The sequence below is a fragment of the Streptomyces sp. NPDC054840 genome (assembly GCF_053611065.1).
This window is the reverse complement of record NZ_JBSGZP010000470.1, coordinates 1-5,918: the sequence shown is the minus strand read 5'-3', so window position 1 is coordinate 5,918 and position 5,918 is coordinate 1. Positions and strand designations below refer to the sequence as shown.

7 protein-coding genes are annotated in these 5,918 nt (G+C 72.1%); 2 read left to right on the top strand and 5 right to left on the bottom strand.

Going from position 1 to position 5,918, the window contains the following annotated elements:
* Window positions 1-87: 87 nt before the first annotated feature.
* Window positions 88-1,095, top strand: coding sequence for a tryptophan--tRNA ligase (gene trpS / locus ACWGIU_RS27130; RefSeq protein ID WP_453710015.1), 1,008 nt, complete (start codon window positions 88-90; stop codon window positions 1,093-1,095).
* Window positions 1,096-1,139: 44 nt separating this feature from the next.
* Here the strand turns inward: trpS and proC are convergent, their stop codons facing one another.
* The 5 genes from proC to ACWGIU_RS27105 form a co-directional block, all read right to left on the bottom strand.
* Complete coding sequence (gene proC, locus ACWGIU_RS27125) at window positions 1,140-1,949, bottom strand: pyrroline-5-carboxylate reductase (RefSeq protein ID WP_453710013.1); 810 nt, start codon at window positions 1,947-1,949, stop codon at window positions 1,140-1,142.
* Between the two features lie 100 nt (window positions 1,950-2,049).
* Window positions 2,050-2,787: an ABC transporter permease gene (locus ACWGIU_RS27120; protein ID WP_453710011.1), complete on the bottom strand. Its 738-nt coding sequence runs from the start codon at window positions 2,785-2,787 to the stop codon at window positions 2,050-2,052.
* Window positions 2,784-3,626 (bottom strand): ABC transporter ATP-binding protein, encoded by an 843-nt coding sequence (locus ACWGIU_RS27115; RefSeq protein WP_453710009.1) that lies wholly within the window; start codon window positions 3,624-3,626, stop codon window positions 2,784-2,786. The genes ACWGIU_RS27120 and ACWGIU_RS27115 overlap by 4 nt, the downstream gene beginning before the upstream one ends.
* A gap of 92 nt (window positions 3,627-3,718) precedes the next feature.
* Entirely contained in the window at window positions 3,719-4,249 is a 531-nt protein-coding gene (locus ACWGIU_RS27110; RefSeq protein ID WP_453710007.1) for a hypothetical protein, read from the bottom strand.
* Window positions 4,250-4,405: 156 nt separating this feature from the next.
* Window positions 4,406-4,708, bottom strand: a complete 303-nt coding sequence (locus tag ACWGIU_RS27105; RefSeq protein WP_453710005.1) for an SH3 domain-containing protein — start codon at window positions 4,706-4,708, stop codon at window positions 4,406-4,408.
* Between the two features lie 106 nt (window positions 4,709-4,814).
* On the opposite strand from ACWGIU_RS27105, the gene ACWGIU_RS27100 reads away from it, so the two are divergent.
* On the top strand, window positions 4,815-5,918 hold a 1,104-nt coding region (locus ACWGIU_RS27100; protein WP_453710003.1), incomplete at its 3' end, for a serine/threonine-protein kinase.

The following is a 5,918-nucleotide window of genomic DNA, read 5'->3' as shown; positions in this document are numbered from 1 at the left end:
GCGGCCGTTTTTGTTTCTCCCCTCCCGGGAGTGGCTCGGTCGCCCGGCGCGGTGGCACCGACACCACTCACACCAGGAGAGCAGGACATGACGACGACTCCGAGGATCTTCAGCGGGATCAAGCCCACCGGACACCTGACGCTGGGCAACTACCTGGGGGCCGTACGGCAGTGGGTCGCCGCCGACCGGACACCCGAGTCCGCGCTGTTCTGCGTCGTCGATCTGCACGCGCTGACCGTCGCGCACGAGCCGGCGCGCGTACGGAGGCTGAGCCGGCAGGCGGCGACGCTGTTGCTGGCCGCCGGGCTGGATCCGCAGCGGTGCACCCTCTTCGTGCAGAGCCATGTCGACGAGCACACCCGGCTCGCGTACCTCCTGGAGTGCACCGCCACCGACGGGGAGCTGCGGCGGATGATCCAGTACAAGGAGAGGACGGCGAAGGCGCGGGTCTCCGGGGAAGGGGTACGGCTGTCGCTGCTCACCTATCCCGTGCTGATGGCCGCCGACATCCTGGCGTACGGGGCGCAGGAGGTGCCGGTCGGGGAGGACCAGCGGCAGCACGTCGAGTTGACCCGGGATCTGGCGGTGCGGTTCAACCAGCGGTACGGGCACACCTTCACCGTCCCGAAGGCGACGGTTCCCGCGGTGGCCGCACGGGTCATGGACCTGCAGGATCCGACGTCGAAGATGGGGAAGTCCCACGAGAGCGGGGCGGGAATCGTCTATCTGCTCGACGAGCCGGGGGTCGTGCGCAAGAAGGTGATGCGGGCGGTCACCGACAGCGGGGACGACGGCGTGGTCTACGACCGGGAGGCACGGCCGGGGGTCGCCAATCTGCTGGAGATCCTGGCGTCGTGTGCCGGGGGTGATCCGGCCGTGCTCGCCGAGGGGTACAGCGGATACGGGGCGCTGAAGCGGGATGTCGCCGACGCGGTGGTCGAGCTGCTGCGGCCCCTGCGGGAGCGGCACGCTGAACTGGCGGGCGATCCGGCGGAGGTGGAGAAGGTGCTGCGGGAGGGGGCCGGGCGGGCCAGGGAGCTGGCGCGGCCGGTGGTGGACCGGGCGTACCGGGCCATCGGGCTGCTGGAGCCGTGACGGGTGGGGGCCCGTATGCCGCGGGCCCCCACCGGTACGGATGCTCAGCTGTTGCCGGAGGCGAGCTCGCGGCTACGGTCGCGGGCCGCTTCGAGGGCGGCGATGAGGGCGGCGCGTACGCCGTGCTTCTCCAGCTCGACGATGGCGTTGATCGTGGTGCCGGCCGGGGAGGTGACGGCCTCGCGGAGCTTGACCGGGTGTTCGCCGCTGTCGCGGAGCATGACGGCGGCGCCGATGGCGGCCTGGACGATCAGGTCGTGGGCCTGGGCGCGGGGCAGGCCCAGGAGGATGCCGGCGTCGGTCATGGCCTCGACGAGGAAGTAGAAGTAGGCGGGTCCGGAGCCGGAGAGGGCGGTGGCCGCGTCCTGCTGGGACTCGGGGACCCGCAGGGTCTTGCCGACGCTCCCGAAGATCTCCTCGGTGTGGGCGAGGTGGTCCGCGGTGGCGTGGCTGCCGGCGGAGATGACGGACATGGCCTCGTCGACGAGCGCGGGGGTGTTCGTCATGACGCGGACGACGGGCGTGCCGGCGCTGAGCCGTTCCTCGAAGAAGGCTGTGGGAACGCCGGCGGCGCCGCTGATGACCAGGCGGTCGGCGGGGACGTGCGGGGCGAGCTCGTCGAGGAGCTTGGCCATGTCCTGGGGCTTGACGGTGAGGATGAGGGTGTCGGCGCGCTTGGCGGCCTCGGCGTTGGTGACGGCCTCGACCCCGTAGCGGGTGCGCAGTTCCTCGGCCCGTTCGCTGCGGCGGGCGGTGACGAGGAGCTTCGAGGCGGGCCAGCCGCCGCGGATCATTCCGCTGAGCAGGGCCTCGCCGATCTTGCCGGTACCGAGGACTGCCACTGTCTGGGTCATGCCCGATCCACCTCGCCGAACTGTGCGTGCGCGTGAGCTACGTATACGTCTTCATCCTTGCACCCGGGCGGGCACCGGGGAGGCGCTGTCCGCAGTGCGGTCAGGGGGTGCGGCGGCGCAGGGTGACCGCGCCGAGGGCGAGGACGAGCAGGGCGCAGGCGGCGACGATCGCGGCGTCGCGGACGAAGTCGGCGGTCATGTCGGTGTGGGTGAGGACCTGGGTCATGCCGTCGACGGCGTAGGACATGGGCAGAACGTCGGAGAGCCCTTCGAGAACGGGGTGCATGGTGTTGCGGGCGGCGAAGAGGCCGCAGAGGAGCAGCTGAGGGAAGATCACCGCCGGCATGAACTGGACGGCCTGGAACTCGGAGGCCGCGAAGGCGGAGACGAAGAGGCCGAGTGCGGTGCCGAGGAGGGCGTCGAGGAGGGCTACGAGGAGGAGGAGCCAGGGGGATCCGACGACGTCGAGGCCGAGGGCCCAGAGGGCGAGGCCGGTGGCGAGGAGGGACTGGAGGACGGCGACGGCGCCGAAGGCGAGGGCGTAGCCGGCGATGAGGTCGCCCTTGCCGAGCGGCATGGCGAGGAGGCGTTCCAGGGTTCCGGAGGTGCGTTCGCGCAGGGTGGCGATGGAGGTCACCAGGAACATGGTGATGAGGGGGAAGATCCCGAGGAGCGAGGCGCCGATGCCGTCGAAGGTCTTGGGGCTGCCGTCGAAGACGAACCGCAGCAGGGTGAGCATCAGTACGGGGACCAGGAGCATCAGCGCGATGGAGCGCGGGTCGTGGCGGAGCTGGCGCAGGACGCGGGCGGCGGTGGCGGTGGTGCGGGCGGCGTTCATCGGGTCTGCTCCCGGAGGGCGGTGATCTCGGAGGCATCGGCGGCCGCGTCGGCGGCGGCATCGGCCTTGGCATCGGCTTCGTCGACGAGGCGCAGGAAGCCCTCTTCGACGGTGGTGGCGTGGGTGCGGGTACGCAGTGCGTCGGGGGTGTCCTGGGCGAGGATGCGGCCCTCGCGCATGAGGAGCAGGTCGTGGCAGCGCTCGGCCTCGTCCATGACGTGGGAGGAGACGAGGATCGTCGCGCCGCGGGTGGCGGTGATGTCGTGGAAGAGGTTCCACAGGTCGCGGCGCAGGACGGGGTCGAGGCCGACGGTGGGTTCGTCGAGGACCAGGAGCTCGGGGGTGCCGAGCAGGGCGACGGCGAGGGAGACGCGGCTGCGCTGGCCGCCGGAGAGGTTGCCGGCGAGGGCGCCGGCGCGGCTGGTGAGGTCGACGTCGGTGATGGCGCGGGTGACCGCGGCGGCGCGGCGGTCGGCGGCGGCGCGGCCGGGGTCGAGGACGGCGGCGAAGTAGTCGAGGTTCTGCCGGATCGTGAGGTCGTCGTAGACGCTGGGCGCCTGGGTGACGTAGCCGATGCGGGAGCGGAGGGTGGGGTGGCCCGCGGGGTGGCCGAGGACGTCGAGGGTGCCGGTGACGTGGGCCTGGGTCCCGACTATGGCGCGCATGAGGGTGGACTTTCCGCAGCCGGAGGGGCCGAGGAGGCCGGTGATGCGGCCGCGGGGCACGTCGAAGGCGAGGGAGTCGAGGACGGTGCGGGGGGAGCGGCCGGTGCCTCGGCGGACGGTCAGGTCATGGGCGTGGACGGCGGCCGGGTGCTCCTCCGCCTGGTTATTCATCATGTGATGAATAATGCTCCTGGCGGTGCCACGACGTCAATCACCGGGACGGATGCGGCTGCTTCTCGCCGCGGCGCCGCGGCGCCGCGCGGGGACTACTTCTTGCGCTTGGGGCGGCGGGTGGCCGGGTTCCCCGCACGGGTGCTGCGGCGGCGGGCGTAGTCGGCCTGGGCGCGCTCGTACTCGGCGCGGCGGAGCTTCTCGCCCGGCGCCTCCCCGAGGCAGCGCAGGAAGTACGCGATCAGGGAACCGATGAAACCGATCGTCTTGAGGCCCTTGAGGGCGGCCTCGTCGGAGGACGGCGCGGGGCGGCGACTGAAGGAGGCCCAGGTCTTGGTGAAGGCGATCGAGCTGGCGATCGCGAAGAGGACGACGACCGAGATGCTGAGGAAGGGACCGACGTTGCCGAGCTCCAGCCCCTCGTAGGCGAAGCGGAGCATCATGGCGGAGGCCACGGCGGTGGCCAGCGAGCCGATGGCGAGGCCGACGCGGAGCAGTGCGTAGCCGCCGTCGTGCTCGACCCAGGTGGTGCCGAAGAAGCGGATCGGCTCGGGCTGCGGGCCGGCGGGCACCGGGGCCTGCGCGGCCGGCTCGGCGGGGGTCTGGTCTCGCTGGTCGTCGCTCACAGCAGCGATTATCCCTCGCCGGGCCGGTCGGGCCGGGTGTGTCTCACGTGTCAGACGGGTCCGGCACCACTCATCCCTGCCGTCGCCCCTGGTCGCCGCCCCGGGACGCCGCGGACGCTCAGCCGGGTACCGGGACCGCGATCCCGTCCGGGACGGTCAGCCGCACTGGGTGACGACGTAGCCGTCGCTGCCCGTCTTCACGTACGCGTCGGAGACGAACCGGCCGTTGCCGATGCAGTCCCAGATGTCGGTCGTGCCGTACGGACCCGAGACGGTGGTGCCCTCGCACTGGCAGCGGAGCGTGACGATCGCGCCGTACGGCAGGACGTCGATCACCGAGTAGTTGGTGCCGGGGCCGCTGCGGACGTTCACCCGGTAGCCGGGAGCCACCGGGTAGGACGGGTAGCCGGAGCCGGACTCCAGGCTCTGGACTTGGCTCGAATCGTTCTCCACCGACATACGAAATCTCCCCCCATGGGTGTTGCCGTGCGCAACTCGCGCAGGGTAGCAGGACCTTGGAGGTGCCCAGGGGTCATCGACTAGGCTCCGGCGGGGGTGGTGAGCGGTGCAGTCGCGGCGCGCGGACTACGCGGGTTTTCCGGAGTACGCCGGGCAGTACCGGCTCGAATCGGTGCTCGGTTCCGGAGGGATGGGCGTCGTCCATCTGGCCACGTCCGGCTCGGGGCTGAAACTCGCCGTCAAGATCGTGCACCCCGAGCACGCGGTGGATCCGGAGTTCCGGGCCCGGTTCCGCCAGGAGGTCGCCGCCGCCCGGCGGGTGAGCGGGGCGTTCACCGCCCCGGTCGTGGATGCCGATCCCGATGCCGAGCGGCCGTGGATGGCCACCCTGTTCATCGACGCGCCGACGCTCGCCGAACAGGTACGGGAGCGGGTGCTGGACCGCACCGAGCTGACCCGGCTCGCCGCCGGCCTGGCCGAGGCCCTGCGGGACATCCACCGGGCCGGAGTGGTGCACCGGGACCTGAAGCCCAGCAACGTGCTGATGGCTCCGGACGGCGTGCGGGTCATCGACTTCGGGATCTCGCGTCCGGCCGACAGTGACCTGCGGACCGAGACCGGCAAGCTGATCGGTACTCCGCCCTACATGGCCCCCGAGCAGTTCCAGCGACCGCGGGACGTGGGGACGGCCGCGGACGTCTTCGCCCTGGGGTCCGTGCTCGTGCACGCGGCGACGGGGCACGGGCCGTTCGACTCGGACAGCCACTACCTGGTGGCGTACCAGGTGGTGCACAGCGAGCCCGATCTGACCGGGCTGCCGCCGCGGCTCGCACCGCTGGTCGCCCGCTGCCTGGCGAAGGATCCGGCGGAGCGGCCCACCGCCGACGAGCTGATCGCCGAGATGCGGGCGATCGCGTACCCGACCGCCGAGGACACCCAGGCCTTCGTCCCGCAGCCGCGGCGGCCCGTCGAGCCGGAGCAGGTCACCCACCGGCGCGAGCGGATCGCCACCGGACCCGGGGCGCCGCCGCGCCGGCGGGCCCGTCGGCGGACCCGGATGGCGGTGGGGGCCGGGGTAGGACTGCTGCTCGTGGCCGGGGCCGTCGGCGGATACCAGCGGTTCGGAACGGCCACCGGGCCGCCCGCCCGGATCACCGCGAAAACCGGTGCGTCCGCCCAGAAGACCTTCGCCCCGTGGGCGGTCCCCCTG